The sequence below is a fragment of the Planomonospora antibiotica genome (assembly GCF_014647955.1).
Classification (GTDB): Bacteria; Actinomycetota; Actinomycetes; order Streptosporangiales; family Streptosporangiaceae; genus Planomonospora; species Planomonospora parontospora.
The window spans coordinates 168,945-195,408 of sequence record NZ_BMQE01000008.1 but is presented as its reverse complement, the minus strand read 5'-3'; the positions used below and the strand labels follow the sequence as shown (position 1 = coordinate 195,408).

Here is a 26,464-nt window from a genome sequence, read left to right as displayed (position 1 = left end):
GGTGGGAGGGATACCCTCAACCCCATGGCAAGGGGAGAGATGGACCGGGTCGACGAGCTGGTCGCGGCCTGGCAGGCCGAGCTGCCGGGGGCCGCGACCGTCGAGCTGGAGATCGTCAAGCGGGTCGCCCGGCTGAAGCAGCGCATCGAGGAGGCCACCCAGGCCGTGCTCGGCGGATACGGCCTGACCTACGCCGACTTCGACGTCCTGGCGACGCTGCGGCGGGCCGGCGCCCCGTACCGCCTCAAGCCCGGCCGGCTCGCCTCCCTGTCCTCGCTCACCACCGGCGGCACCAGCAACATCCTGCAGCGGCTCACCGCCGCCGGGCTCGCCGAGCGCGAGCCCGACCCCGCCGACGGGCGCAGCTCCTGGGTCCGCCTGACCCCCGAGGGCGTCCGGCTGACCGAGGAGCTCGTCGCGGCGACCGGCAGGGCCCACCGGGACCTCTTCGCGGACGTGCCCGGACCCGCCGCACGGACACTGTCCGGCCTCCTGCGCGAGGTGCTCCTCGCCCTCGGAGACCGGCCCGGCCCCTCCCGCGCCGACCGGTGAGGGCCCGCCGCCACCCGCGGAACGGACCCGGAAGACGGCCTGCGACTCCATGGTCGACGGGCGGTCCGGCGTACGCCCGCGGAACGGATCCGGGGCGGCCCGGAGCACCGGCCGCCCCGGCGGTCACGCCCCGGCCGCCGCGCCCGGCGGGGTGAAGACGCCGAACAGGTTGCCCGAGACGTCGCGGACGTAGGCGAAGTCGGGGCCGTGCTCGTTGCCGACCGCCTTGAAGACGACCTCCCCGCCCAGGCCCTCCACCCGCGCGCAGGTCGCCTCGGTGTCGGCGACGAGCACGGAGAAGACCGCGTGGTTCGGGAACGCCCCGCCGTTGGCGTACAGGCCGCCCTTGGGCCCGTCGCCACCGGGGTAGCCGATGCGCCGGTAGTCCATGCCGCCCTTCGCCAGATCCTCTCCGGCGGTGAAGGACCAGCCGAACAGCTCGCCGTAGAACTTCTCCGCGCCCTGCGGGTCGTCGGTGGCGATCTCGAACCAGGCAACGGTGTTGATCATCAGGTGTTCTCCTCGGAGTTGTCTTCTCGAACACCTCTACGATGAACCGGCTCGGCGACAACCCTATGTCGGTGTTTTCAATCGAGTTCCAGATTTCCGAAGACCAGTCCGGGCACCTGCGGCGCGAACCGCTCCGGCGGGTGCTCGGGCGAGGGCTCGTCGGTCTCCTCCGCCCGGTTGATCCGGTCGAGCCGGAAGATCCGCGCGTCGCGGCGGAGCCGGCACCACCCCACGAGATACCAGTGGCCGCCGCGCCCGCCCACGAAGACGGCGGGCTCCACCTCGCGCCGGGTCGCCTCGCCCTTGAAGTCGGTGTACTCGATCACCAGCACGCGCCGGTGCAGCAGCGCCTGCTCGATCACCCGGGACACCCGGGGGTACGGCTCCGGCTCGACGAGCAGGTGGACCCGGGCGGCCAGCCGCCTGGCCCGCTCCCCCTCCGGTGCGGGCATCGCGGCCACCAGTTTGCGCAGGGCGCTGCGGGCGTGCGTGGCGAAGGGGCTGCCGGAGGCCTCGCTGAGCGCCACGGCCACCGCGACCGCCTCGGCGGGGGTGAAGTTGAGCGGCGGCAGCGACATGCTCTTGTCCAGCACGTAACCGCCGCGCCTGCCGGGCTCCGCGTAGATCGGCACCCCGGACTGCTGGAGCGCGGAGATGTCGCGCTCGACCGTGCGCACGCTCACCTCGAACCCGGCCGCGAGCTCCCGCGCGGAGCGGGGCCGGGGCGAGGCCGCGCGCAGTTCCTCGACCAGGGCGTAGAGCCGATCGGTACGGTTCACACTCCGACGGTACGCGCCGCCACCGACACTCCCCGCGAAAAGGGAACCTTTGGGCCCGTTCAACCGGTTGAACAGTCAAAAGACCGCGGATACCCTGTCTCGACACTTCGCATTGGAGCTCGATGGCGCAGAAACACCCGATGGCCCGGAAACCCCCGCGCAAACCCGTTCGGCTGGAGCCGGGCGGCAAGGCGTCCAAGGCCGTCGTGATCTCCGGAATCACGGTCGTCTCACTGCTCATCGTCGGCGCGTGCGCGGCCCAGGACGACTACGAGGAGGTCGGGGCCGACTGCGTCAACCTCGACAACCGGCTGCCCGACGGCTCCTACGAGGTCGTGGACGAGGACTACTGCGACGACGACGGCACCGTCCGCTACCACGGCTCCCACGGCGCCTACGGCTGGTACTACGGCGGCGTCCGGACCGGCGCCCGGGTGGCCAGGGGCACCACCGTCAAACCCTCCGACGTCAGCATCGTCAGCCGTGGCAAGGGCACCGTGATCCAGCGCGGCGGCTTCGGCGGCCGCAGCTCCGGCGGCGGCTGATCCCCCGGCCATGAGACGCGAGAGCTCGCCTCCCCGCGACGGCTGGGAGAAGACCATCGAGGGCCACGGCCTGGCCTACCACCGCTCGGCCCACCCCGGCGGCCTCGGCCGCCCCTACTGGGACGAGAGCGTGCACTACGTCTTCTCCATGGACGAGGTCCTGGCCCTGGAGGAGCAGGTCGACGAGCTGCACCGGATGTGCCTGCACGCGGTGGAGCACGTCGTCACCACCGGCCGCTACCGCGACTTCGCGATCCCCGAGTGGGTCGCGCCGGAGATCGCCCGCTCCTGGGAGCGGCGCGACCCGCACCTGTACGGCCGCTTCGACCTGCGCTACGACGGCACGGGCCCGGCGAAGCTGCTGGAGTACAACGCCGACACGCCGACCAGCCTGCTGGAGAGCTCCGTCGTGCAGTGGTTCTGGCTGCAGGACGTCCAGCTCGGCGGCGACCAGTGGAACTCCATCCACGAGCGGCTGATCGACCGGTGGCGGCAGCTCGCGGCCGAGCTGCCCACCGGGCCCGCGCACTTCGCCTGGACCGCCATGGACGAGACCGGCGAGGAGGCGATGACCCTCGCCTACCTCCAGGAGACCGCCGCCCAGGCGGGGCTCGCGACCGTCTCGGTGGCCATGGAGGACATCGGCTGGGACCCGCTCAACCTCCGCTTCGTCGACGTGGAGGGCCGGGTGATCCGGACCCTCTGCAAGCTCTACCCGTGGGAGTGGGCGGTCGCCGACCCGTTCGGGGCCGACGCCGTACGCCAGCAGGTCTCGATGACCTGGATCGAACCGCTGTGGAAGATGCTGCTGTCGAACAAGGCGCTGCTCGCGGTCCTCTGGGAGCTGTACCCCGGCCACCCGAACCTGCTGCCCGCCTACCTCGACGGCCCCCGCGACCTGCCCGCGCACATCGCCAAGCCGCTGCTGGGCCGGGAGGGCGCGAGCATGACCGTCACCGGCCCGGGCGGGACCGTGCGGACCGGCGGCGGCTACGGCGCCGAGGGCTACGTCCACCAGGCGTTCGAACCCCTGCCGGTCTTCGGCGGCCAGCGGCCGGTCCTCGGCGCCTGGGTGATCCACGACGAGGCCGCGGGCCTGGGGATCCGGGAGACCTCCGGGCTGATCACCGACAACACCTCGTCCTTCGTCCCGCACCGCATCGGACCGTAGGCCGCGCAGGCCGCGCCCTCCGATCTTCCAAGCACACCGAACCCCACAGCACGGAGAGAACCACATGAGCCCCAGCCCGCAGCCGGTCCCGCTCCCCACGCCGATCGACGCCGAGACCGTCTCCCTCGCCGAGCTCCTCGGCCGGGGCTCGCTCGCCATCGCCTGCTACGCGGTGCTCGGCGTGATCCTGCTGATCATCGGCTTCTACGTGATCGACCTGGCCATCCCCGGCAAGCTGAGCCAGTTGATCAAGACCGACCGCAACCCCAACGCGACCCTGCTCACCACCTCCGGGCTGGCCGCCGTGGGCCTGATCGTCGCGGCCTCGATCTGGTCCTCCGGGGGCGCCCTGCAGGAGGGCCTGCTGGCCACCGCCGTCTTCGGGCTGGTGGGCATCGCCGTGCAGACCGTGGGGATGATCGCCTTCGACAAGGTCGCCGGCATCTCCGTCCGCGAACTGGTCGCCGAGCCCGACCTCCAGCCCGGCACCCGCCTGCTGGCCGTCACGCACGTCGCCATCGGCCTGATCACCGCCGTGGCCGTCATCTAGGCTCCCGCCGCACCGCACCGCATGCGCCGTACGGGGGCCGTACGGCGGGCCGCTCCGCCCCGCGACGACGGCCGCGCGGCTCCCGCATCCCGGTCGGCCTGGCACTCTTATTGCGTGAACGATCAGATCCGCGAGGACACCACGCGCAGGCTGGAACGGGCCATGGGCACCCTGGGCACGGCTGCCATGGCCAGGATGGAAGACCGGCTGCCGTGGTTCCGCGTCCTGTCCGCCGAGGACAGGTCCTGGGTCGGGCTGGTCGCGCAGGCCGGGATCGCCGCCTTCGTGGAGTGGTTCCAGCACGCCGGCGAAGGGCGCCCGACGCCCAGCATCGAGTTCTTCGGCACCGCGCCCCGGGAGCTGAAGCGGTCGATCTCGCTGCAGCAGACCGTGGACATCGTCCGGATCGTGGTCGAGGTGGTCGAGGCCCGGACCGGGGAGCTGGCCGCGCCGGGCGGGGAGGACCAGCTGGAGCAGGCGATGCTCCGCTACACGCGCGACGTCGCCTTCGCCGCCGCCCACGTCTACGCCCGCGAGGCGGAGGCCCGCGGAGCGTGGGACGCCCGCCTGGAGGCGCTGATCGTGGACGCGCTGGTCCGCGGCGAGGTGGACGACGGCCTGCACTCGTGGGCCGCCGCGCTGGGCTGGACCTCCTCCCCGGTGGTCGTGCTCGCCGGGCGGGCGCCCGACGACGACCCCCAGGCGGTGATCGACGGCCTGCGCGACCGGGGCCGCCGGGCCGGCATGGACATGCTGGCCGGGGTCCAGGGCGACCAGCTGATCGTGATCGTGGGCGGCGCCGACAGCGTCAACGCGGCGGCCAGGCACGTGGTGCCGCGCTTCGGCCCCGGCCCGATCGTGATCGGGCCCGAGGTGAACGACCTGCACACCGCGGCCAGCTCGGCGCGGGCGGCGATCGCGGGCCTGCGCGCCGCCGCCGGATGGCCGGACGCCCCCCGGCCGGTCCACTCCGAGGACCTGCTCGCCGAACGGGCCATCGACGGCGACGAGGCCGCCAGGGGCCAGCTGATCCAGAACGTCTACCTGCCGCTGGTCGGCACCCCGCTGCTCGACACGCTCGCCACGTATCTGGAGCAAGGTACATCGCTCGAAGCGACGGCTCGGTTACTCTTCGTACATCCGAACACGGTCCGCTACCGGCTGCGCAAGATCACGGAGTTGACCGGATACCAACCGACGGAGGGCCGCTCGGCGTTCACCCTGCAGGTGGGCCTCATCCTCGGGCGGCTGTCCGAAACGTCTGCGATCTAATCGCCCCTTACTTAACCCGGGCGAAACCTCTGCCGTAGGTTTCCTACAAAAAACTGTGGACCAAGTTCGTTCGGATCTCTATCCATGTGGCTAACTTCTACAGGGCAGGCTGGATTTCGTGCTCGTCATCGTCGCTCCGGGCCAAGGCGCCCAGACCCCAGGCTTCCTGACCCCATGGCTTGAGATACCCGGCCTGGCAGACCGGCTGTCCGCCTGGTCCGAGGTCGTCGGCCTCGATCTGATCGCCTGCGGGACCACCGCCGACGCGGACGCGATCCGTGACACCGCCGTGGCCCAGCCGCTGCTCGTGGCCGCCGGCCTGGCCGCCGCCGAGGCCCTCGGCGTCCCGCTCGACCCGTCCGCGGGGGCGGAGGGCGCGCTCAGGCCCGGCCTCGTCGCGGGCCACAGCGTCGGCGAGCTGACCGCCGCCGTCCTGGCCGGGGTCCTCACCCCCGAGCAGGCTCTGACCCTGGTGCGCGAGCGCGGCCAGGCCATGGCCAAGGCCGCCGGGGTGACCGAGACCGGCATGGTCGCGGTGCTCGGCGGCGTCGAGGACGACGTGCTCGCCGCGATCGACAAGCACGGGCTCACCCCGGCCAACATCAACGGCGCCGGCCAGATCGTGGCCGGCGGCGCCCTGGAGCGGCTGGAGGAGTTCAAGGCCGAACCGCCCGCGCGGGCCCGGCTGATCCCGCTCTCGGTCGCGGGGGCGTTCCACACCTCCCACATGGCCCCGGCCGTCGACCACCTGCGCGAGGTCGTCGCCTCGATCACGCCCCGCGACCCGTCCGTCGCCCTGCTGTCCAACGCCGACGGCGCCGTGGTCGCCGGCGGCGGCGAGTTCCTGGAGCGGCTGATCAACCAGGTCGCCAACCCCGTGCGCTGGGACGCCTGCATGGCCACGATGGCCGACCGGGGCGTCACCGCGATGATCGAGCTGCTCCCCGGCGGCACGCTCACGGGCCTGGCCAAGCGCGCTCTCCGGGGTGTGACGGCCGTGGCGCTGAAGAGCCCCGACGACCTGGACGCCGCCCGGGCGGTCCTGCAGTGAACCGGTGCGTACCCGATGGAACCGGTGCGGTGGCGCGAACGGCCCGTACGGCGAACGAGGAGCTGATCGACGGATGAAGGTCTCGCAGGGCGCCCCCGGCGCGAAGATCCTGGCCTTCGGCCACTACCAGCCGTCCAAGGTGGTCACCAACGACGACCTGTCGAAGACGATGGAGACCAGCGACGAGTGGATCCGGAGCAGGGTCGGCATCCAGGAGCGCCGGATCGCCGAGACCGAGTCCGAGATCGACCTGGCCGTGCAGGCCGGAGGCAAGGCCCTCGCCGCGAGCGGGCTGCCCGCCTCCGACGTCGACCTGGTGATCGTCGCCACGTGCACCATGGAGACGCAGATCCCCAACGCCGCGGGCCGGGTCGCCACCCGGCTCGGCATCGACGCCCCCGGCGCGCTCGACGTGAACACCGCCTGCTCGGGTTTCTGCTACGCCCTGGCGGTCGCCAACGACGCGATCCGCGCGGGTTCGGCCACCAACGTGCTGGTCATCGGCACCGAGAGGTTCTCCCCCTGGATCGACTGGACCGACCGGAGCACCGCGGTGATCTTCGCTGACGGCGCGGGCGCCGCGGTCGTCGGCCCGTCCGACACCCCCGGCATCGGCCCGGTGGTCTGGGGCAGCGCCGGCGACAAGGCCGAAGCGATCATGGTCAAGGACCGCCACTCCTTCCTGCAGCAGGAAGGCCAGACCGTGTTCCGCTGGGCCACCACCGCGCTCCACCCGGTGGCCAGGCAGGCGTGCGAGCGTGCCGGGGTGGACCCCGCCGAGCTCGCGGCCTTCGTGCCCCACCAGGCGAACGTGCGCATCATCGAGGCCATCGCCCGCAGGATCGGCGCCGACAACGCCGTCGTCGCCAAGGACATCGTGCTGGCGGGCAACACCTCCGCCGCCTCGATCCCGATGGCCCTGTCCCGGATGATCGAGCGCGGCGAGGTGCCCTCGGGCGGACTCGCCCTGCTGCTCGGCTTCGGCGCCGGCCTGACCTACGCCGGTCAGGTCGTCGAGATCCCCTGAGAAGATCCCCTGAGACCTGCGCGGCCCCGCCGCGCGGACCGAGAAGAACACCGACCCCAAGGAGAACACGCGACATGGCCATGACCGAGCAGGAGATCCTCGCTGGTATCGGCAAGATCATCAACGAGATCACCGGCATCCCGGCCGCCGAGGTCACCCCGGAGAAGAACTTCGTGGACGACCTCGACATCGACTCGCTGTCCATGGTCGAGATCGCCGTCGCCGCCCAGGACGAGTTCGGCGTCGAGATCCCCGACGACCAGCTCAAGCACCTCAAGACCGTCAAGGACGTCATCAACTTCATCCAGGGCTGACGGCGGGCCGTCCCCGACCGGAGCTTCGGACCGCACGAACAAGGAGCGCAGAACGTGAGTAAAGACCAGGTACGTGTCGTCGTCACCGGGCTCGGCGCGACGACGCCCCTCGGTGGAGATGTCGCCTCGACCTGGTCGGCGCTCCTCGCCGGTCGGTCCGGGGTACGCACCATCACCGAGGACTGGGCCGACTCCGTCCCGGTGAAGTTCGCCGCCTTCGCCGCCGTGGACCCGACCGAGGTGCTGCCCCGGCCGGAGGCACGGCGGCTGGACCGGGCCGAGCAGCTCGCGCTCGTCGCGGCCCGCGAGGCCTGGGCCGACGCCGCGATCGAGAAGGTCGACGCCGAGCGGCTCGGCGTCGTCGTGGGCAGCGGGATCGGCGGCATCACCACGATCCTCGCCGCCTACGACACCTTCAAGGAGAAGGGCTGGCAGCGGCTCTCGCCGTTCACCGTCCCGATGCTGATGCCGAACGGCCCCGCGGGCTGGATCGGCATCGAGGTCGGGGCCCGGGCCGGCGTGCACGCCACCGTCAGCGCCTGCGCCACCGGCGCCGAGTCGATCGGCTACGCCATCGAGATGATCCGCTCGGGCCGGGCCGACGTGGTCGTGGCCGGTGGCACCGAGGCGGCCATCCACCCGCTGAACATCGGATCGTTCGCCGCGATGCGCGCCATGTCCACCCGGAACGACGACCCGCAGGGCGCCTCCCGCCCCTGGGACAGGAGCCGGGACGGGTTCGTGCTCGGCGAGGGCGCGGGCATCGTCGTGCTGGAGTCCGAGGAGCACGCCCGGGCCCGCGGCGCCAAGGTCTACGCCGTCGCCGCGGGCGTCGGTTACTCGGCCGACGCCCACCACATCGCGCAGCCGGAGCCGACCGGAGCAGGGGTCATGCTGGCCATGCGCCGGGCCCTGGAGAACTCCGGCCTCACCGGCCAGGACATCAAGCACGTCAACGCGCACGCCACCTCCACCCCCGCGGGGGACGTGGTGGAGACCGTCGCGATCAAGGAGGTCATCGGCGGCCACCCGCTGGTGACCGGCACCAAGTCGATGACCGGCCACCTGCTCGGCGGTGCCGGCGGCATCGAGTCGGTCTTCACCGTCCTCGCGCTGCACGAGCGGATCGCCCCCGGCACCATCAACGTGGACGACCTCGACGACGGCATCGAGGTGGACCTCGTGCTCGGCGCCCCGCGCAAGCTGCCGGACGGTCAGATCGCCGCGATCAACAACTCCTTCGGGTTCGGCGGACACGACGTCGCCGTCGCCTTCACCAGCCTCTGACAGGAGCCCGCCATGACTGTGCTCGAGAACAGATCCGCCGAAGGCACCGGGGTCCCCGAGAGCGCCAAGGCCGCCGAGGAGGCCGCCGATCCCCGCGATCCCCAGGTGCGCCTGGCCGCCCTCCTCGACGAGGGGTCGATCCGGCTGATCACGCCGGTGGACCGCAGCGGCGTGCTCGCCGCGATGGGCCGCATGGAGGGCGTGCCCGTCGTCGTGTTCTGCAGCGACGCCCGCGTCCAGGGCGGCGCCATGGGCAGCGAGGGCTGCGAGCACATCGTGCACGCCTACGACGTCGCGGTCCGCGAGCGGGTCCCGGTCGTCGGCGTGTGGCACTCCGGTGGCGCCCGCCTGGCCGAGGGCGTCGAGTCCCTGCACGCCGTCGGCCGCGTGTTCGCCGCGATGACCCGCGCCTCCGGCGTGGTCCCGCAGCTCTCCGTGGTCGTCGGCCCCGCCGCCGGCGGCGCGGCGTACGGCCCGGCGTTGACCGACATCGTGATCCTGGCCCAGGAGGGCCGCATCTTCGTCACCGGGCCCGACGTGGTGCGCAGCGTCACCGGTGAGCAGATCGACATGGCCGCGCTCGGCGGCCCGGAGCCGCACAGCAAGCGCAGCGGCGTCGTGCACGTGGTCGCCAAGAGCGAGACCGACGCCTACCTGCAGGCCCGCCGGCTGGCCGTGCTCCTGGGGCACCAGGGCCGGGTCCGCACCGAGGTCGAGGAGGTCGACTTCTCCGGCCTGCTGCCCGAGAACGCCCGCCGCGCCTACGACGTCAAGCCCCTCGTCAAGGGGCTGCTGGACGAGCCCGGGGTGGAGCTGCACCCCAAGTGGGCGCCGAACATCGTCACCACGCTGGGCCGCCTCGGGGGCCGGACCGTCGGGGTGATCGCCAACAATCCCATGCGGCTGGGCGGCTGCCTGGACTCCGCCTCCGCCGAGAAGGCCGCCCGCTTCGTGCGCATGTGCGACGCCTTCGGAGTGCCGCTGATCGTGCTGGTCGACGTCCCCGGCTACCTCCCCGGGGTCGGCCAGGAGCACGACGGCGTGGTGCGCCGCGGCGCCAAGCTGCTGCACGCCTTCGCCGAGGCCTCCGTGCCGAGGGTCACCCTGGTGACCCGCAAGGCCTACGGCGGCGCCTACATCGCGATGAACTCCCGTTCCCTGGGCGCGACCAAGGTGTTCGCCTGGCCGACCACCCAGGTGGCGGTGATGGGCGCGCTGGCCGCGGTGCGCATCCTCAAGCGCCGCGAGATCGCGGCGGCTCCGGAGGAGGAGCGCTCGGCCCTGGAGGCGCGGCTCGCCGAGGAGCACGAGGTCCTCGCGGGCGGCCTGGACCGGGCCATCGAGCTCGGCGTGGTGGACGAGGTGATCAAGCCCGAGGAGACCCGCGGCGCCATCGCCAGGATCATCGCCCAGGCCACTCCCGCCCGCGGCGCCCACGGCAACATCCCCCTGTAACACCGCTGACGGCCGACGGCCCCGCACGGAGCGATCCGTGCGGGGCCGTCGGCGTTCCCCACCGGGCGGCACCGGCCCGGCGGACGGTCACCCCGGCACGGCGGAACGCCTCCGGAGCGCTCCAGGGACCGATGAGGTGCGGGTGAGGCGCGGGAGCAGGAGGACGTCCGGCGGCTCCGGCCTCAGACGGCGGCGTGCAGCCAGCGGACCGGGGCGCCCTCTCCGGCGTAGCGGAACGATTCGAGCTCCTCGTCCCACTGCTTGCCGAGCAGCCGGTCCAGCTCCTCCTCCAGGACCACCCGGCCCTGGCGGGCCAGCAGCATGGCGGAGCGCAGCCGGTCCTCGGGCACGAGGATGTCGCCCGTGGCCCCGATCACCGCCGTGAAGGCGCCGAGCGTCGGAGTGTAGGCGTGGCGGGACCCGTCGGAGCCCGGGGAGGCGTCCTCGGTGACCTCGAAGCGGATCCTCTGCCAGCCCATCAGCGAGGAGGTGATGGCCGCGGCCGTCCCCACCCGCCCCTCCCACTCGGCCTGTGCGCGCACATGGCCCGGCGCGGCGGGCTGCGGCGTCCACGTCAGGTCTACGGGCACGCCAAGGACACCCGCGACCGCCCATTCGATATGAGGGCACAGCGCGGGCTGAGCCGAGTGGACGTAAAGCACGCCACGAGCAGACACCGGACCTCCCGTTTCGTACGAGGTGCGCCTTCCCCAACGGCCTCGTGCGCGGATGATCACAAGTGACTGTAGGAGAGACTACCGTCGGTCGCGACGTCGCACCAGAGGGGGGTCATGCCGAGATGGTGCGACGCGAGTGTCTCTCGTACCGCGGCGGGCGGGCCGTACCGTTTCGATCCGAGGAGTCCGTCCCGTTTCTTTACCCGGCTTTGCGAATGCATTACCGTGACCACCGCCGAAGTCGATCTGGTGTTCCCGTCCGGGAGCGCCTCGGAAGACGGGGCCGGCGGAAAGAAATCCCCGCTTCCACTCCCCCGCGATCCGCGTAGGGCATGGTCGGAGAAGAGGATTTCCACCGACGCGGTGGCCGACACCGGAGGACCAGATGGACGCCGACATCGTGCGGGTCGAACCCGTCCCGGGCTCGCCCGCCCTGATCAGGGCGGGTCAGCTGCTCACCGACGCGGCCGGGATGGAGGCCGTCTCCCGGTGGACCGCCGCGGCGGCGGAGGCCGACGGGGTCTTCCGGATACGGCTCTCGCCCGGCGTGGACGTCTGCGACCTGACGGCCGCGGTCCGGGACCGGGGCCACCGGGCCTCCCCCAACCACATCCTGATGGGCCAGCCCCTCTTCTTCGGCGGACCGGCGTCCCGCCCCTTCCCGGCCGCCCCGGCGTCCGCGCCCCTCCCTCCCTCACCCCCGGACGAGGCCCCCGTGACCGTGGCGGTGCTCGACACCTGCCTGACCGCGCACCCGTGGTGGGAGAAGAGCCCCTGGTTCCTGGAGCGGCGGCGCGAACTCGGCGAGGCTCCCGACGCGGACGGCGACGGCGTGCTGGACGCCCAGGCGGGGCACGGCACCTTCGTCGCCGGACTGGTCCTGCGATCGGCCCCCGGAGCCCGGCTCCGCCCCCTCCAGGTGCTGGACGGGCGCGGCGTCGGCGACGAGGCGGGGCTGCTGCGGGCGCTGGCCCGGCTCCGCGACGACCCGCCGCAGGTGCTCAACCTCTCCTTCGGCTGCCACACCTTCGACGACCGGCCCTCCCCTCTGGTGGAGGCGGCCCTGGGCGGGCTGGCCGGCACGGCGGTGGTCGCCTGCGCCGGCAACACCGCCTCGGACCGCCCGTTCTGGCCCGCCGCGCTGCCGGAGGTGGTCGCCGTGGGCGCCCTGGACGCCGCGGAGGAGGACCGGGCGCCCTTCTCGGCCTACGGCCCGTGGGTGGACGCCTGCGCCCGGGGCGAGTGGCTGACCAGCGCCTTCCTGGAGTACGGGGCCTTCCGCGGCTACGCGCGCTGGAGCGGCACCTCCTTCGCCGCCGCCGTGGTGGCCGGGGCCGTCGCCGCGGCCGCCCGGGACGTGGCGCCGAAGGAGGCCGTGGCGCGCGTCCTCGACCCGCGGAGCACCCGGAAGATCTCCGATCTGGGGACCGCCGTCCCCCTCCCGAGGTAAAGTCTCCACCCGAAGTGATCAGGCGGGCACTCCGGGTGCCCGGCGGGGACGGAGGCGCCGGTGGTCGACCAGCACACGATCGAGGCCGTGCTGGCGGGTGACCAGGACGCCTGGGACGTGGTGGTCAAGCACTTCGGCCCCCTGGTCTGGTCCGTGGTCCGCGCCCACGGCCTGAGTGCGGCGGACGCGTCCGACGTCGTGCAGGGGACGTGGCTGCGGCTGGTCGAGAGCCTGCCCGGCATCCGCGATCCGGAGCGGATCTCCTCGTGGCTGTGCACCACGGCCAGGCGCGAGGCCGCCCTCCTGCTGAGGCGGACCCGGGGCGAGCAGCTGACCGCGGAACCGGTCGAGCCCATCGATCCGGTCGGCGCCGGGCACTCCGCGGATCCGGTGCTGGCCGTGCTGACCGCCGACGAGGGCCGCCGGCTGTGGCGGGCCGTCGAGAGCATGGACGAGCCCTGCCGGTCGCTGTTCCGCCTCATGGCCGCGGCCCCCGACGCGGGCGTCCACCAGCTGGCCGGACGCCTGGGCATGCCCACCGGCAGCTACGGCCCGACCCGGCGCCGCTGCCTCGACCGGCTCCGCTCCCTGCTCGTCCCGCAGGAGGCGGCGTCATGACGCGCTCTCCCTCCTCCTCCGGCTCCTCCTCCGACGACGAGTCCCTGATCGCCGCCCTCCGCCTGGCCTCGGGGCACGACCCCGTGCCCGACGAGGTCACGGCCACCGCCCGGGCGGCCTTCCGCCTGCGGCTCCCCGGCGCCGCCACGGCCCGGCCGCTGGCCGTGCCGGCGCCCTCCGGCATCCGCTCCGCCGGACGGGCCCGCCTGCTCCGCTTCGGCGCGGACGGGCTCACCGTCGATCTGGACGTCGACTCCTCGGGGGGCCTGGTCGACCTGGCCGGGCGGGTCTGCCCTCCCCCGGGGGCGGGCGCGCGGGCGGAGGTCCGCACCCCCTGCCTGACCGAGTCGCGCGAGCTCTCCCCCACGGGGCAGTTCGCCGTCGTCGGCCTGCCTCCCGGCTGGTTCAGCGTGGTGTGCCACCGCCCGGGTCATCCGCCCGTCGCCACCAGCTGGACCCGGATCCGGCCTGAATGACCGCCGCTCCCATCGGCCTGCCCGCCATGTCGGAAACCGCCGTCCGGGAGAGCCCGGTCCCGGACCAGGCCGTCACCTCGGACGCCGCCGCCGAAACCGTCCCCGCCACCGATGCCGACCCCGCCACGGACACCGCCACCGATGCCGCGGCGGTCATCGTCACGGACACCGTCACCGATGCCGTGGCCGCGGCCGAGCAGGCGGTCCGCCTCTCCGGCAGCGATCCCGGCCGGGCCCGCGCGCTGGCCCGCACCGTCCTGGACGCCGGGGCCCGCGAGGAGGCCGCCGCGGTCGCACACCGCGCGCTGGCGCTGGCCGCGCGCGAGCTGGGCGACCTGCACCTGGCCGAGGAGCACCTGCGCCGCGCCGAACGGATCGCGCTCTCCGCCGGTCTGCCCCACCGCGCCGCGCAGGCCCGGCTCTCCCTCGTCCACGTCAGGACCGAACTCGGCCACCCGGCCGAGGCCCTGACGATCGCGGCGGACGCCGAGCCGTACCTCACCCCGGTCGAGGCGGGCAGGCTCGGCGTGAACCGGGCCTCGGCCCTGGTCCGGCTGGGCCGCTACGACGAGGCGGTCCGCCACTGCGACCGCGCCGAGGGCGTGCTCGGCGAGGACCCCGCCTTCCTGGCCGGGGCGACGCTGAACCGGGGGCTCGCCCGCGTGTACCTCGGGGAGTTCGCGGCGGCCGAAGCCGATCTGACGCGGAGCGCCGGGCTGGCCGGGGCCGCCGGGCTGCACCACGTGCTCGCGCTGGCGGAGGGCAACCTGCCGTTCCTCGCCGCCCGGCGCGGTGACCTGCCCGCGGCGTTCACCGCCTACCGGCGGGCGGAGCGGATCCTGTCCGACTATCCGGAACGGCTGGCCACCGTCCGCTGCGACCTGGCCGAGGCCCTGGTCTCGGCCCAGCTGCCCGGTGAGGCGCGGGTGCTGCTGGACCAGGCGGTGCCGGAACTGGAGGCGGCGGGCGCGGAGACGGCCCTCGCGGAGGCGCGCCTGATGCTCGCCCGGGTCGAGCTGGCCACCGGTGATCCGCGGCGCGCCCTGCGGAGCGCCGAGGCGGCCCGGGCCGGGCTGATCCGCCAGGAGCGCGCGCTCCTGGTCCCGCTCGCCACCGAGATCGCGCTCCGCGCGCGGCTGGGACTCGGTGAGGCCGCCGACCCCGTCGCGGGAGACCGGCTGGTCGCCGAGATGCTGGCGTGCGCGGCCGGGCTCGACGGCGCGGGCCACCCGTCGGCGCCGTTGCGGCTCGTCACCGCCGAACTCGCGCTCCGGCTGGGCGACGAACGCACCGCCGAGGGGCTGCTCGCCCTCCTGGCCTCTGCCGGTCCCGGCCCCGCCGCCCACCACGCGACCGCGCTGCGCCGAGCCGCGGCGGGCGACCGGCGGGGAGCGCTCGCCGCGGCCCGGGCGGGGCTGGCGGCCGCCGGCGCGGACGCGGTCCGGTCGCCGGACCCCCTGGAGCGCGTCCGCGCCGCCCGCCGGAGTGAGCCGCTGGCGGCGCTGGGCCTGGCCCTCGCCCTCCGGACCGGCCGGGCCCGGACCGTGCTGGCCTGGGCGGAGCGGTGGCGGGCGGCCACCGGCGGCGCCGTGGGCCTCGAGGGCTTCGCAGGCACCGCAGGCGCCTCCGAGGGCCGGGGCCCGGTGCGCACGGGGATCGCAGACTGCCGGGACCCGGCGGGCGCGGAGAGCGTGGAGTGCGGGGATCCGTCACCCGCGGATATGCCCCGGGGCGTTCGGAGGGCCGTGGAAGCGGGTCGCGGCGCCGTACCCGGTCCGGAGGAGCTGCGCGCGGCGCTGGGCGGGGCCGCGCTGGTCGAGTTCGTCCGCCACGGCGACGAGCTGGCCGTCGTCGCGGTCACCCCCGACAGGGTCCTGCTGCGCCGCCTGGGCTCCCTCGCGGCCGCCGCCGAGGCCACCGTCCGGCTCCGGTACGGCCTGCGCCGCAGGCACCTGCTCGACGGGGACGCGCCAGGCCTGACCGCGGAGGCTGCGGCGGTGGAGCGGCTGCTCCTCGGCCCGCTGCTCCCCCGCCTGGGCGACCGGCCGCTGGTGATCGTGCCCGCCGGGCCGCTGCACATCCTGCCCTGGCCGGTGCTCCCGTCGAACGCGGACCGGCCGGTGACCGTCGCGCCGAGCGTCTCCGCCTGGCTGGCCGCGTGGCGCGCCGTACCCCCGGAGGGAGGCACGGGCGGAGGGACCGCGGCGGTGGCCGGCCCCGGGCTGCGCTGCGCCGAGGCGGAGGTCCGCATGGTGGCCGCCCGCCGTCCGGGGACCGAGCTGGTCCCCGCGGCCCGGCACGCGGTCCTGGCGGCGCTGGAACGGGCAGGCGTGGCGCACCTGGCGGCCCATGGGACGTTCAGCGCGCGCAGCCCGCTGCTGTCCGGCATCGATCTCGACGACGGCCGGCTCATGGCCTACGACCTGCTCCGGATCCGCACGCCGCCGGAGCTGGTGGTGCTGTCGGCGTGCGACGCGGGGATGGCGCACGCCCCCGCCGACGGGACGCCGCTGGGCCTGGCGGGGGCGTTCCTGTCGTCGGGCACGCGGTGCGTGGTGGCGGGTCTGGTCCCGGTGCGCGACGACGAGACCCTGGCGCTGATGACGGTCTTCCACGGCCTGCTGGCCGCCGGGCGCCCGCCCGCGGCGGCGCTGGCCGCGGCGGCCGGGCGGACGGGGACGGCCGGGTTCGCCTGCTTCGGGTACGGGGATCAGCCGGTGGCGACCGGCCGGGAGGGGTCGGCCACCCAGTTGGACCAGGACCCGACGTAGAGGGAGGCCGGGATGCCCGCGACCTCCAGCGCCAGGACCTGGTGGGCGGCCGTCACGCCGGAACCGCAGTAGGTCCCCACCGCCAGGCCGGGCACCGCGCCGAGGGTGTTGAACCTCTCCCGCAGGAAGTGCGGCAGGTGGAAACGCCCGGACGGGTCGAGGTTCTCCGTCGTGGGGGCGCTGACCGCCCCGGGCACGTGTCCGGCGACCGGGTCGACCGGCTCGACCTCCCCCCGGTAGCGCTCGGCGGCGCGGGCGTCCAGCAGGATCCCGTCGGCGGCCAGCTCCGCGGCCGCGTCGGCGTCGAGCACGGGCATGCCCCCCGGACGGGCGGTGAAGTCACCGGGCGGCGGCTCCGGCGCCTCGGCCGAGACGGGACGCCCCTCGGAGGTCCAGGCGCGCAGGCCCCCGTCGAGGACCCGGACGTCGGGATGGCCGAAGTAGCGCAGCGTCCACCAGGCCCGGGCGGCGGCCGTGGAGCCGGCGTCGTCGTAGACCACGACGGGCCGGGAGCCGGAGACGCCGAGGCGGCGCATCGCGTCCTGGAAGCGGCCGGCCTCCGGCAGGGGGTGGCGTCCCTCCGGGCCCGGGGGCGCGGCCAGGTCGGCCTCCAGGTCGCAGAAGACCGCGCCGGGGACGTGCCCCTGCCGGTAGGACTCGATCCCGGGCGGGCCGCCGAGCGCCCAGCGCACGTCGAGGACGGACGCCGCAGGCAGCGCGGCCAGGTCTCCGGGAGTGATCAGCGGGCTCACCGGGTGCTCACCTCCAGGAGCGGGACGTACTGTTCGGCGGGGGTCAGGGAGCCGTGGTAGCCGGTGAACGACGACTCCAGGGGCTCGGCGACCGAGGCGACGACGACGGTCCCGGCCCGCGGCACGGCGACCACGTCGCCGATCCTGGGCAGCCACTCCGGGCGGACGCGGGGACCGAACCAGCCGGACTCGACCGCCTCCTCCCGGGAGGCCACCCAGGCCGCCTCCCCCAGGACGCCCCGCCAGGACTCCAGCACGGCTCCGGCGGCCCCCGGCGCGGCGTAGACGTGGCGGGCCCTGGCCTCGCCGCCCAGCAGGGCGACGCCCTCGCGCAGGGCGGGGACGGCGTCGGCGTCGATCCGGTCGGTGGCGTTGACCATGCCGTGGTCGGCGGTGACGTACATCGCCGACCCGGGCGGGAGGGTCTCGGCCAGGCGCTCGGCCATCCGGTCGACCCGGGCCAGCTGGTCGAGCCACTCGGGGGAGCCCCAGCCGCGCATGTGGCCGGCGGCGTCGAGGTCGCCGTAGTAGACGGTGACGTGCGCGCGGGGCTCGGCCAGGGCCCGGCGGACCCCCTCGACCCGGTCGTCGACCGCGTCGGCGCCCACGAAGCGGACGCCCCGGTAGACGGCCTGGTTGAAGCCGGTGCCCTCGAACTGGGCCGGGGCGACGTAGCTGACGCTGATCCCGGCCGCGGCGGCGCGCTCGAAGACGGTCGTGGTGGGCTGCCACTCCTCGGGCGCGATCAGCGGCCCGAACGCGGTCCAGCGCAGGCAGTTGAACAGGTAGCCCGCTCCGGGGACGGCCAGCTGGTAGCCCAGCATGCCGTGCTCGCCCGGCGGCAGGCCGGTGCCGAGCGTGCCCAGGCTGGTCGCCGTGGTGGCGGGGAAGCCCGCGGTCAGCGTCCGGCCCGCCCGCGACGACAGGAAGGGCGCCGCCTCGGGATGGGCCCGCAGCAGCTCCGCGCCCAGGCCGTCGACGAGGAAGAGCAGCACCCGGTCGGCGGGGGCGAGCCCCAGCGGGTTGGCGCCGTCCATCCCCAGCACGGCCAGGAGCGAGGAGGACAGGTCGGCCAGCGACGCCTCGCCGTACGCCGGGACGAGGGGGCTCACGAGGCGGCGGCGCGGGCGGTGGCCTCCGACAGCGCCTTGGCGAAGGCGAGCACGTGGGAGACGGCCTCGGGGCCGTCGGCGGCCTCGCTCACCCGCAGGGAGAGGTCGTCGGCCGTGACCGCGCCGGTGTAGCCGTGGTCGGCCTCGCAGTTCTCGTCGCCGCAGGCGGCCGGCTCCAGGTCGATGTGGGAGATCGCCCCCCAGCCGATGGTGAGCGTGACCTCGGTGGGAGGCACGCCCGGGACGTAGGAGGCGGGATCGGGGACCACGCGGGTGACGGCCACGGACTGGATCCGGCGCAGGAGCACGGCCTCGGTGGTCGTGGAGGCGTGGGACGCCGAGACTCCTTCCACCGCCGGGTGCTCGTCGGTGTGGCAGACCAGCAGGCGGGTGGGGGAGAGCACCAGGACGGTGACGTGCCGGCGCACCTCCATGGCGGGGTCGAAGGTGGCTTCGTGGTGCACCACGTAGGCGTCCACCTGCTCCTTGCCCAGGGCGGATTCGACGGCGTCGGCCACCAGGTCGGGGTAGTAGCCACTGCGGTCGATGGCCTCGCGCAGGCCCGCGGTCGAGAGTCGGGTTTCCCTCATGGGTCCATCCTGCCCTGTCCCGGGCGTCTGTTTCACCCCGAGCGCCGCGGCACCCCTCGGGTGACCCTCAGCTGAGCCGCCGCGGCCCCCCGTCGGGACGGGGCCCGCCGGGATGGCGCAGTACGGCGCGGGCCCCCAGCACGACGACCTCCGACTCCCCCACCAGCACCGGGTCGAGGTCGAGCCCGGCCACCTCGGGGAGGTCGTCGGCCAGCCTGCCGACCCGGACCAGCAGCTCCTCCAGCGCCTCGACCGCCACCGGCGGGTAACCGTACTCGCCGAAGAGCAGCGGCGCCGCGCGCGGCGACTCGACCAGCTCGGCCGCGTCCTCGCGCGTCAGCGGGGCCAGCCGGTAGGCCTCGTCCCGCAGCAGCCGGGCCGTCACCTCGCCCAGCCCGAAGGAGACGACGGCGCCGAACCCGGGGTCCTCCACGACGTTCACCACGGTCGGCACCGCGGGCTGCGGGACCATGCGCTGCACGGCGAGCACCGCGTCGGGACCGAGCTGGCGGAGCAGGTCGGCGAAGGCGTCGCGCACCCCGTCCGGGCCGGCCAGGCCGAGCCGGACCGTCCCCGCCCGCTTGGCCGCCTCCGGGTCGGCGGCCTTGAGCACCACCGGCCAGCCCAGCCGCTCGGCCGCGTCCACGGCCGCCTCCGGCGAGGCGACCACCTCGGCGCGCCAGACCGTCAGCCCGTAGTGAGCCAGCAGCTCCGCGACCTCCGCCTCGGAGAGGACCCGCTCGGCGCCCTCCCCGGCGGCCGCCGCCGGGACCGCCCGGCTCTCCGCGGCCCCCGCGGGCGGGGCGTCCGCGGGGGCCGCCAGCAGCCGCTCGACGAGCCCCCGCGCGGCGGCGGCGTCGACGCCGGGCTCCTCCACCGGCACGCCGGCGGGACGCTCCCGCCAGCGCGCGTACCGCACGACGTGGGCCAGGGCCCGGACCGCCTCCTCGGGCGCCGCGTAGGACGGGATGGAGCCCCGCTCGGGCACCTCCGCGCCGACCCGCAGCTCCGCGGGCATGCCGAGCTGCCCCTCGAAGGTGGCCAGCACCGGCTTGCCGCCCTCGCGCGCGACGCGCAGCAGCTCCGCGGCGACCTCCGCGGCCCGGCCCGGGATCGGCGGCATGTAGATCGCGACCGCGGCGTCCACCTCCGGGAGCAGGGCGGCCAGGGCCGCGCCGAACTCGGCGGCCCCGGCACGCGCGCCGAGGTTCACCGGCGGCCGGGGCTCCAGTCCCGCGCGCGCGCACGCGTCCACGGCCAGCAGCGCCAGCGCGTCGGAGTTGCCGACCAGGCCGACCCGCGGCCCGGCGGGCAGCGGCTGGTGGGCCAGGAGCTGGGCCACGTCGAACTGCTGGATCAGGTCGTCCACCCGGATCACGCCCGCCTGCTCGAACAGCGCGCTGAGCGCGGTGTCGGGCAGGCCGAGCACCTGGGCGGCGTGGCCGGTGGGCACGCCCTGGGTGGTGCCGCCGCTCTTGACCACCACGATCGGCTTGCGCCGGGAGATGCGCCGGGCCAGCCGGGCGAACTTGCGCGGGTTCCCCAGCGACTCCAGGTAGAGCAGGATCACGTCGGTGGCGGCGTCCTCCTCCCAGTACTGCAGCAGGTCGTTGCCGGACACGTCGGCGCGGTTGCCCGCGGAGACGAACGAGGAGATGCCCATGCCGCGCTGGGCGACCCGCTGCAGCAGCGCCGTGCCCAGCGCGCCCGACTGGCTGAAGAAGCCGACCCGGCCCCGGCCGGGGACGGTCGCGGCGAGGGTCGCGTTCAGCCGGACGGCGGGGTCGGTGTTGGCGATGCCGAGGCAGTTGGGGCCGACGACGCGCAGGCCGTACGCGCGGGCGATGCGGACCAGCTCGTCCTGCCGGGCCCGCCCCTCCGGGCCGGTCTCGCCGAAGCCGGAGGAGACCACGATCAGCCCGCGCACGCCCTTCTCCGCGCACTCCTTGACGACGTCGATCACCCCGTCGGCCGGTACGGCCAGCACCGCGAGGTCCACCTCGCCGTCGATGGCCGTCACGCTCGGGTAGGCCCGGACCCCCGCGACGGCCCGCGCCTCGCGGTGGACCGGGTAGACCGGACCGGTGAAGTCCGCGCCGAGCAGGTTGCGCAGCACGGTCTGGCCGACGCCGCCGGGTTCCCGGCCCGCGCCGACCACCGCCACCGAGCCCGGGGTCAGCAGCCGCTCGATGGAGCGGGCCTCGGCCCGGTGCTCGCGGGAGGCGGTCACCGCCTGGGAGGTCTCGGTCGGGGTGAGGTCGAGGGTCATCCGCACCACGCCGTCGGCGAAGCGGCTCTGCGCGGTGTAGCCGGCCTGCTTGAGCACGCCCATCATCTTCTGGTTGGCGGGCAGCACGTCGGCGACGAACCGGGCGATGCCGTTCTCGCGCGCGGTCTCGGCCAGGTGCTCCAGCAGGACCGAGGCGACGCCGCGGCCCTGGTGGGCGTCCTCGACGAGGAAGGCCACCTCCGCCTCCTCCGCGTCGATCCGGTCGTAGCGGATCACGGCCACCATCTCGGTGCCGATCGTCGCGATCAGCGCGACCCGGTCCACGTAGTCGACGTTGGTGAAGCGGGTCACCTCCCGGTCCGACAGGCGGGGGCGGGGGCCGAAGAAGCGGAAGTAGATCGACTCCTCGGACAGCCGGGAGTAGAAGGTCCTGAGCCGGTCGGCGTCGGCGGGCCGGATCGGGCGCACGTGCGCGGTGCCCCCGTCGGACAGGACGACGTCCGCCTCCCAGTGGGCGGGATATTGAGCCTCCACAGTCCCGAGGGTAGACGCGAATCCCACATGTCGGACCAGCCGGGTGGGTTAGCGCAACGCTTGTGCATCGACTGCGGTCCCGTGTCCGATCCGGCCCTCCCATCCAGGCCGGGAACTGTTAGGTTTTTCGCGGTCCCCTAAGCACGTTCGGCATCGAAGTCACAAGGCGGTGGACATCATGACGCGGGTGGTCGTGGTGGGCGATCTCATGACCGACGCGGTCGCGCGGGCTCGCTATCCGCTGGCCCGGGCCAGCGACACACCGGCCGTGGTCACGATGCACGGCGGCGGGTCGGGGGCCAACATCGCCTCCTGGCTGGCGGTGGAGGGCGCGGAGGTGGCCTTCATCGGCCGCCGCGGCGCCGACATCACCGGCCGCAACCGCGACATGGAGCTCATGGGGTACGGCGTCGACGCCCGCCTCGTCATGGACCCCGAGCGCCCCACCGGCACCTGCGTGGTGCTCGTCACCCACAAGGGCGAGCGCACCATGCTCTCCGACCCGGGCGCCAACGCGGCCCTGTCCCCCGAGGACCTCCCCCGCGACCTGTTCGCCCAGGGCGGCCACCTCCACCTGTCGGGCTACACCCTGATCAACGAGGGCTCCCGCGAGGCCGGGCTGGCGGCCCTGGAGATGGCCGGCCGCGCCGGGATGACCGTCTCGGTCGACTGCGCCTCCTCGGCCCCGCTGGAGCGCACCGGCGCCGAGCCGTTCCTGGAGTGGACCCAGAACGCCAAGCTGCTGTTCGCCAACGCCGACCAGGCCAAGGTCCTGACCGGCCGCGACGATCCGGCCGCCGCCGCCAAGGTGCTCACCGCCTGGTTCCCCCAGGTCGTGATCAAGCTCAACGACGAGGGCTCGCTGTGGTACTCCAACAGCCGCAGCGAACCCGTCCGGGCCTCCGCCGAGTCCGTGGAGCGCGTGGTCGACGGCACCGGCGCCGGTGACGCGTTCACCGCGGGCTTCCTGCCGGCCTGGCTCGAGGGCAAGCCCCCGGCCGAGGCCCTCGCCGCGGGCAACCGCCTGGCCGCCAAGGCCATCGCCCACCTCGGCGCCCGTCCCCGCCTCTGACCGGTCTCTGACCGGTCGGGCGGCCGCGCGACGGGCCGCCGGTCAGCCGCCGAGATAGCGCAGGACCGCCAGCACCCTCCGGTTGTAGTCGGGGTCCCGCGGCAGGTCGAGTTTGTCCACGATGGCGTTGACGTGCTTCTCGACGGTGCTCAGCGAGACGTGCAGGCGGGCGGCGATCGCCGCGTTGACGAAGCCCTGCGCCAGGTGCTCCAGGACCTCCGCCTCGCGCCCGCTCAACCTGCTCAGGGGGTCGGCGCGGGCGGTCCGGGCGAGGAGCCGGCGGACCACCTCGGGGTCGAAGACGGCGCCGCCCGCGTGCACGCGCTCGAGCGCGTCGAGGAAGTCGGCCACCTCCGAGACCCGGTCCTTGAGCAGGTAGCCCAGACCCGTGGCGGACCCGGCCAGGAGCGCGGCCGCGTAGGTCCTCTCCACGTACTGCGACAGCACGAGCAGGCCGACCTCCGGCCGCCGCTCGCGGATCTCCAGCGCCGCCCGCAGCCCCTCGTCGGTATGGGTCGGCGGCATCCGCACGTCGACGACGGCCACGTCGGGCCGGTGCCGCTCGACGGCGTCGAGCAGCGCCCGCGCGTCGCCGACCGCGGCGACGACCTCGTGACCGGCGTCGCCGAGCAGCCGGCTCAGGCCCTCGCGGAGCAGCACCGAGTCGTCCGCCAGGATCAGTCGCACGGCACCGCCTTGGGCAGCCTCGCGGTGACCTCGGTGGGGCCTCCCGCCGGGCTGTCGACGACGAGGTCGCCGTCGAGGGCCCGGACGCGCCGGGCCAGCCCGGAGAGCCCTCCCCCCGAAGGGTCGGCGCCACCGCAGCCGTCGTCCGAGATCACCACGCTCACCGTCCGCTCGTCCTCGGTCAGGACGACCAGGATGTCATGCGCCCCCGCGTGCTTGACCGCGTTGGTGATCGCCTCCCTGGCCACGAAGTACAGGGCCGTCTCCACCTCGGAGGCGGGCCTGCCGCCCAGTCCGTAGTGCACGGTCACCGGCACGGCCGACCGTTCGGCGACCCCCGCGAGCGCGGCCTGGAGCCCCAGCTCGTCGAGGGCCGTCGGGTAGATCCGCCAGGCCACGCTGCGCAGCTCGTCCAGCAGCCGGCGGGACTCGGCGTAGGCCTCGTCCACCAGTTCGGCGCTCCTGGCGGCGTCGGGGGCGTGCCGGGCGCGGCCCAGCAGCATGGCCAGCGCCACGCCCCGCTGCTGCACTCCGTCGTGCAGGTCGCGTTCGATCCTGCGCCGCTCGTCGTCGACGGCCCGCACGATGCCCGAGCGGGTCGCGGTCAGCTCGGCGATGCGCCTGCGCATCAGCTCCTGCCCGGCCGGTCCCAGGAAGTGCCCGGCCAGCCGCCGGTCGGCGGCGTCGACCGCGAGGACCGCCGCCGCGGCCAGCGCCAGCGCGACCGTGCCGATCGTCAGACCGAGCACCCAGTCGCTGGTGATCAGCTTCACACCGGGCAGTTCCAGCGGCACGGAGGCGGACGCGCCCGAGACCAGGTCCCACAGCCCGCCGAAGAGGAAGAGCCCGCCGGTGAACAGGCTCACCGCGCAGACGTATCCGCCGGCCGCCCCGAGCACGCCGCGCGCGGCCAGGAAGGCCCAGCCGCCCTGCGGCGCCGGGTCGGCCCCGCGGCGGGCGGCCGGGGAGGAGGGGGCGCCCGGCCGCGCCGCACCGGCTCCGGGCGGGGAGGACCGCGTCGTACCGGCTCCGGGCGGGGAGGACCGCGTCGCGCCGTGGCCGAGCCGGCGCGCCAGCCGGGCCCGTTCCAGTGCCACCAGCCGGGCGGCGGCCCTGCCCACCGCGGGACGCGCGGCCGGTATCACGGCCGCGGGCCGGAGCAGGCAGACGAAGAGCAACTCGGCGAGGCCCAGGACCGTACCCGTGACGATCCCCGCCAGCACGCGCGCGATCCGGTCGGCCGACATGGTCGCGGAGTCTAGGCGTCGCGCCGGCGCAGTACGGCATGGCCCGCCGCCACCGCCGCCGCCGTCCACGCGAGCAGCCAGGCGAGCCCCTCGCCCGCGGGGTAGGGGATGGGGCCGCCGGTCGGGTTGTCGGTGCTGCCCATGAACGCCAGCCCGGCCGACAGCGGCATGCGCAGCGCCGCCTCCAGCGCCGGGGGCGCACCGGTCGCCGCCAGCAGCAGCGGCAGGCCCATCAGCAGCATGAACACCACGGTCAGCGTGCCCGCCGCACTGCGCATCGCGGCTCCCGCGCCGACCGTGAGCACCGACACCAGCGCGAAGAAGACGCCGACGCCCAGCAGGTCGAGGGCGGTCCGCGCGGGCGGCAGGGTGACGTGGCCGCCGAACGGCTCGCCGGACAGCACGACGTGGACGACCGCCGCCGCCGCCGCACCGGACACCACTCCCGCCGTGAACGCCACCGCCGCCGCCACCAGCGCCTTGGCGGCGAGCATCCGGCCGCGGACCGGGACGGCCTGCAGGGTGGTGCGGACACCGCCCGAGGAGTACTCCGAGGTGATCATCAGCATCGCCGCCGCGACCGGCGCGAACTGGGCGAAGATCGTCGCCGAGACCACCGGTTCGCCCGCCGGGAGACTCGCCGCCCCACCGTCGCGGAGCATCTCCGTCACCGCGGCCCCGCCCAGCGTCAGGGCGCTCAGCACCATGAGCACGCCGGTGCCCGCCAGGCACCACCAGGTCGACCGGACCGACCACAGCTTCGTCCACTCGGCGGCGACCGCCCGGCCCAGCTCACCGATCCCCATCGTTCACACCTTCCTTCCGGGCGCCGTACTCCACGCTGCCCGCGGTCAGTTCCTCGTAGGCCTGCTCCAGTGAGGCCTCGCGCGTGCTCAGTCCGTGCAGCCGGATGCCCGCCTCGTACGCCAGGTCGCCGATCCGCTCGATCCCGGCGCCGGTGGCGACCAGTTCGTTCTCACCCGACCGCTCCACCCGGATCCCGGCGGCGGCGAGCCGTACGGAGAAGTCGCCCGCGTGCGGGCTGCGGACGACCACGGCGGTCAGCGCGCTGTCGGCGATGACCTCCGCCAGCGGTGCGTCCCTGATCAGGCGGCCCCGGCCGATCACCACCAGGTGGTCGGCGGTCAGCTGCATCTCGCTCATCAGGTGGCTGGAGACGAAGACCGTGCGGCCCTCGCCGGCCAGCGAGCGCATCAGCCGGCGCACCCAGCGCACGCCGTCGGGGTCGAGCCCGTTGACGGGCTCGTCGAACATCAGCACCTCGGGGTCGCCCAGCAGCGCGCCCGCGATGCCGAGCCGCTGGCTCATGCCCAGGGACAGCGCACCGGCGCGCCGGTGCGCCGCGTCCGCCAGCCCGACCGCTTCGAGGACCTCCTCCACCCGGCTCCCCGCGATGCCGTTGCTGCGCGCCAGCGCCAGCAGATGCGCGCGGCAGCTGCGCCCCGGGTGCACCGCGCGCGCGTCGAGCAGCGCGCCGACCGTCCGCAGCGGGTGCCGGATCTCGTGGTACGGCACGCCCCCGACGAGCGCCGTGCCGGCCGTCGGGCGGTCGAGGCCGAGGATCATCCGCATCGTGGTGGACTTGCCCGCCCCGTTCGGCCCGAGGAAGCCGGTGACCGCGCCCGGCTTCAGCTCCAGCGACAGGTCGTCCACGGCCATCCGCTCGCCGTAGCGCTTGCTCAATCCGTTGAGGCTGATCACGCCGGCCACGCTA

General features: G+C 74.7%; 26 protein-coding genes. 15 read left to right on the top strand and 11 right to left on the bottom strand.

From position 1 onward, the window contains the following. Positions 1 to 24 precede the first annotated feature (24 nt). Entirely contained in the window at positions 25 to 552 is a 528-nt protein-coding gene (locus IEZ06_RS10550) for a MarR family winged helix-turn-helix transcriptional regulator (RefSeq protein ID WP_189236486.1), read from the top strand. A gap of 123 nt (positions 553 to 675) precedes the next feature. On the opposite strand, the gene IEZ06_RS10545 is transcribed toward IEZ06_RS10550, so the two are convergent. Together IEZ06_RS10545 and IEZ06_RS10540 are read right to left on the bottom strand one after the other, a co-directional pair. Beyond that, on the bottom strand, positions 676 to 1,062 hold the full coding sequence (locus IEZ06_RS10545) for a VOC family protein (RefSeq protein ID WP_189236485.1): 387 nt from the start codon (positions 1,060 to 1,062) through the stop codon (positions 676 to 678). 77 nt (positions 1,063 to 1,139) lie between these two features. After that, positions 1,140 to 1,841, bottom strand: a complete 702-nt coding sequence (locus IEZ06_RS10540; RefSeq protein ID WP_189236484.1) for a helix-turn-helix transcriptional regulator — start codon at positions 1,839 to 1,841, stop codon at positions 1,140 to 1,142. A gap of 122 nt (positions 1,842 to 1,963) precedes the next feature. Between IEZ06_RS10540 and IEZ06_RS10535 the strand changes: the two genes are divergently transcribed. The 9 genes from IEZ06_RS10535 (at position 1,964) to IEZ06_RS10495 (ending at position 10,513) form a co-directional block, all read left to right on the top strand. Beyond that, a complete protein-coding gene (locus tag IEZ06_RS10535) occupies positions 1,964 to 2,386 on the top strand; it encodes a hypothetical protein (protein WP_229797925.1) in 423 nt (140 codons plus the stop codon). Positions 2,387 to 2,396: 10 nt separating this feature from the next. Next, positions 2,397 to 3,557 carry a glutathionylspermidine synthase family protein gene (locus IEZ06_RS10530; RefSeq protein WP_189236483.1) on the top strand — a complete coding sequence of 387 codons (1,161 nt, stop codon included), beginning with the start codon at positions 2,397 to 2,399 and terminating at the stop codon, positions 3,555 to 3,557. Between the two features lie 64 nt (positions 3,558 to 3,621). Beyond that, complete coding sequence (locus IEZ06_RS10525) at positions 3,622 to 4,107, top strand: DUF350 domain-containing protein (protein WP_189236482.1); 486 nt, start codon at positions 3,622 to 3,624, stop codon at positions 4,105 to 4,107. 21 nt (positions 4,108 to 4,128) lie between these two features. Next, positions 4,129 to 5,379 carry a PucR family transcriptional regulator gene (locus IEZ06_RS10520; RefSeq protein WP_373293833.1) on the top strand — a complete coding sequence of 417 codons (1,251 nt, stop codon included), beginning with the start codon at positions 4,129 to 4,131 and terminating at the stop codon, positions 5,377 to 5,379. 118 nt (positions 5,380 to 5,497) lie between these two features. Beyond that, positions 5,498 to 6,430, top strand: a complete 933-nt coding sequence (locus IEZ06_RS10515; RefSeq protein ID WP_189236481.1) for an ACP S-malonyltransferase — start codon at positions 5,498 to 5,500, stop codon at positions 6,428 to 6,430. Positions 6,431 to 6,503: 73 nt separating this feature from the next. After that, positions 6,504 to 7,457, top strand: a complete 954-nt coding sequence (locus tag IEZ06_RS10510; RefSeq protein WP_189236480.1) for a beta-ketoacyl-ACP synthase III — start codon at positions 6,504 to 6,506, stop codon at positions 7,455 to 7,457. 74 nt (positions 7,458 to 7,531) lie between these two features. Continuing rightward, on the top strand, positions 7,532 to 7,771 hold the full coding sequence (locus IEZ06_RS10505; protein ID WP_068898652.1) for an acyl carrier protein: 240 nt from the start codon (positions 7,532 to 7,534) through the stop codon (positions 7,769 to 7,771). Between the two features lie 54 nt (positions 7,772 to 7,825). Continuing rightward, a complete protein-coding gene (gene fabF / locus IEZ06_RS10500) occupies positions 7,826 to 9,058 on the top strand; it encodes a beta-ketoacyl-ACP synthase II (protein ID WP_189236479.1) in 1,233 nt (410 codons plus the stop codon). A gap of 12 nt (positions 9,059 to 9,070) precedes the next feature. After that, entirely contained in the window at positions 9,071 to 10,513 is a 1,443-nt protein-coding gene (locus IEZ06_RS10495) for an acyl-CoA carboxylase subunit beta (protein ID WP_189236478.1), read from the top strand. A 182-nt stretch (positions 10,514 to 10,695) separates the two neighbouring features. On the opposite strand, the gene IEZ06_RS10490 is transcribed toward IEZ06_RS10495, so the two are convergent. Further along, complete coding sequence (locus IEZ06_RS10490; protein WP_068898656.1) at positions 10,696 to 11,190, bottom strand: DUF3145 domain-containing protein; 495 nt, start codon at positions 11,188 to 11,190, stop codon at positions 10,696 to 10,698. Positions 11,191 to 11,575: 385 nt separating this feature from the next. Between IEZ06_RS10490 and IEZ06_RS10485 the strand changes: the two genes are divergently transcribed. Genes IEZ06_RS10485 through IEZ06_RS10470 form a run of 4 tightly spaced genes read left to right on the top strand, consistent with a single transcriptional unit; the run spans position 11,576 to position 16,505 of the window. Continuing rightward, complete coding sequence (locus IEZ06_RS10485; RefSeq protein WP_189236477.1) at positions 11,576 to 12,640, top strand: S8 family peptidase; 1,065 nt, start codon at positions 11,576 to 11,578, stop codon at positions 12,638 to 12,640. 60 nt (positions 12,641 to 12,700) lie between these two features. After that, positions 12,701 to 13,258 carry an RNA polymerase sigma factor gene (locus tag IEZ06_RS10480; protein ID WP_189236476.1) on the top strand — a complete coding sequence of 186 codons (558 nt, stop codon included), beginning with the start codon at positions 12,701 to 12,703 and terminating at the stop codon, positions 13,256 to 13,258. Continuing rightward, entirely contained in the window at positions 13,255 to 13,734 is a 480-nt protein-coding gene (locus IEZ06_RS10475) for a hypothetical protein (protein WP_189236475.1), read from the top strand. The genes IEZ06_RS10480 and IEZ06_RS10475 overlap by 4 nt, the downstream gene beginning before the upstream one ends. After that, the gene (locus tag IEZ06_RS10470; protein WP_189236474.1) at positions 13,731 to 16,505 is read left to right on the top strand and encodes a CHAT domain-containing protein; all 2,775 of its coding nucleotides are present in this window, start codon (positions 13,731 to 13,733) and stop codon (positions 16,503 to 16,505) included. Before IEZ06_RS10475 ends, IEZ06_RS10470 begins: the two co-directional genes overlap by 4 nt. Here IEZ06_RS10470 and IEZ06_RS10465 read toward each other — a convergent pair. The 4 genes from IEZ06_RS10465 to IEZ06_RS10450 form a co-directional block, all read right to left on the bottom strand. Beyond that, positions 16,445 to 17,257 (bottom strand): sulfurtransferase, encoded by an 813-nt coding sequence (locus IEZ06_RS10465; RefSeq protein WP_189236473.1) that lies wholly within the window; start codon positions 17,255 to 17,257, stop codon positions 16,445 to 16,447. The genes IEZ06_RS10470 and IEZ06_RS10465 overlap by 61 nt on opposite strands. Next, a complete protein-coding gene (locus IEZ06_RS10460) occupies positions 17,254 to 18,369 on the bottom strand; it encodes an alkaline phosphatase family protein (RefSeq protein ID WP_189236472.1) in 1,116 nt (371 codons plus the stop codon). The genes IEZ06_RS10465 and IEZ06_RS10460 overlap by 4 nt, the downstream gene beginning before the upstream one ends. Beyond that, a complete protein-coding gene (locus IEZ06_RS10455; protein WP_068898669.1) occupies positions 18,366 to 18,959 on the bottom strand; it encodes a DUF5998 family protein in 594 nt (197 codons plus the stop codon). Before IEZ06_RS10455 ends, IEZ06_RS10460 begins: the two co-directional genes overlap by 4 nt. 67 nt (positions 18,960 to 19,026) lie before the next feature. Next, on the bottom strand, positions 19,027 to 21,723 hold the full coding sequence (locus IEZ06_RS10450) for a bifunctional acetate--CoA ligase family protein/GNAT family N-acetyltransferase (RefSeq protein WP_229797924.1): 2,697 nt from the start codon (positions 21,721 to 21,723) through the stop codon (positions 19,027 to 19,029). 178 nt (positions 21,724 to 21,901) lie between these two features. On the opposite strand from IEZ06_RS10450, the gene IEZ06_RS10445 reads away from it, so the two are divergent. Further along, positions 21,902 to 22,795: a carbohydrate kinase family protein gene (locus IEZ06_RS10445; protein WP_189236470.1), complete on the top strand. Its 894-nt coding sequence runs from the start codon at positions 21,902 to 21,904 to the stop codon at positions 22,793 to 22,795. Between the two features lie 42 nt (positions 22,796 to 22,837). On the opposite strand, the gene IEZ06_RS10440 is transcribed toward IEZ06_RS10445, so the two are convergent. The 4 genes from IEZ06_RS10440 to IEZ06_RS10425 are packed head-to-tail and all read right to left on the bottom strand — an operon-like array spanning position 22,838 to position 26,451. After that, entirely contained in the window at positions 22,838 to 23,482 is a 645-nt protein-coding gene (locus tag IEZ06_RS10440) for a response regulator transcription factor (RefSeq protein ID WP_189236469.1), read from the bottom strand. Continuing rightward, positions 23,473 to 24,729, bottom strand: coding sequence for a sensor histidine kinase (locus IEZ06_RS10435; RefSeq protein WP_189236468.1), 1,257 nt, complete (start codon positions 24,727 to 24,729; stop codon positions 23,473 to 23,475). Before IEZ06_RS10435 ends, IEZ06_RS10440 begins: the two co-directional genes overlap by 10 nt. Positions 24,730 to 24,740: 11 nt before the next feature. After that, complete coding sequence (locus IEZ06_RS10430; RefSeq protein ID WP_189236467.1) at positions 24,741 to 25,535, bottom strand: ABC transporter permease; 795 nt, start codon at positions 25,533 to 25,535, stop codon at positions 24,741 to 24,743. Further along, positions 25,522 to 26,451 (bottom strand): ATP-binding cassette domain-containing protein, encoded by a 930-nt coding sequence (locus tag IEZ06_RS10425; RefSeq protein ID WP_189236466.1) that lies wholly within the window; start codon positions 26,449 to 26,451, stop codon positions 25,522 to 25,524. Before IEZ06_RS10425 ends, IEZ06_RS10430 begins: the two co-directional genes overlap by 14 nt. Between the last annotated feature and the right edge of the window lie 13 nt (positions 26,452 to 26,464).